Consider the following 1,093-nt stretch of genomic DNA (forward strand, 5'->3'; position numbering starts at 1 on the left):
GCCGCTGACCCATTCGGCCGGCGTGTTCTGCCTGCCGATCCTGGCCCTGGGCGGACGCATCGTGGTGATCCCGCGCGGCGACTACGGCGAATTTCTGGAGGCGATCGGCCGTTACCGGGTCACCCACACGCTGCTGCCGCCGACTGCGATCTACATGTTGCTCGACCATCCTCGGTTGGATGCGGCGCAGTTGGATTCGCTGCAATGCTTCTGGTATGGCGCCGCGCCGATCTCGCCCGAACGCCTGGCGCAGGCGCTGCAACGGATCGGCCCGATGGCGCAGTTCTTCGGCCAGACCGAGGCGCCGATGGTGGTCTCGACCCTGGCGCCGGCCGATCACTACAACGCCGACGGTTCGCTCGCGCCGGCGCGCCTGACTTCGGCCGGACGGCCCAGCGCGCTGACCCAAGTGGCGATCATGGACGCCGACGGCGGCTTGCTGGCGACCGGCGAGCGCGGCGAGATCGTCGTGCGCGGCTCGCTGGTGATGGCCGGCTACTACAAGAACCCGCAAGCCAGCGCCGAGGCCTCGCGCCACGGCTGGCACCACACCGGCGACATCGGCTACCTGGACGCGGACGGCTTTCTGTACGTGGTCGACCGGGCCAAGGACATGATCATCACCGGCGGCTTCAACGTCTATTCCATCGAAGTCGAACAAGCGCTGCAGGCGCATCCGGCGGTGCGCGACTGCGCCGTGGTCGGGCTGCCGGACGAGAAGTGGGGCGAGCGCATCGTCGCGGTGGTCGAACTGCGCGAAGGCGCCAGCGCCGACAGCGTGGAACTGATCGCCTTCGTCAAGCAGCGCCTGGGCGGGGTCAAGGCGCCCAAGCAAGTCGAATTGTGGCCGACCCTGCCGCGCTCGAAGGTCGGCAAGGTCGTCAAACCGGACATACGCGCCGCGTTGCTGGCCGCGCACGCGGCGTCCTGAGCGCCACCGTCGGCGCGGGCGCGGCGCGCCCGGCCGCGCATCGCCGTCACCACCACTGATCGGGAGGGATCACATGTCGAGCAAGCGCTTCATCGCCGCCACCGCATTCGCCGCCGCCGCATCGTTCGCGGGCAACGCCGCCGCGCTCGACATCATGCCGGC

General features: G+C 69.6%; 1 protein-coding gene. It reads left to right on the forward strand.

Translation table 11 applies throughout. The features are described from left to right. Positions 1–931, forward strand: a 931-nt coding sequence (locus AB0I77_RS53895; RefSeq protein WP_363290385.1) for an AMP-binding protein, incomplete at its 5' end; no start/stop codon positions are given. Positions 932–1,093: the final 162 nt, after the last annotated feature.

Origin of the sequence: Streptomyces sp. NPDC050619 (assembly GCF_040654815.1) — a bacterium.
In the GTDB taxonomy this organism is placed as follows: domain Bacteria; phylum Actinomycetota; class Actinomycetes; order Streptomycetales; family Streptomycetaceae; genus Streptomyces.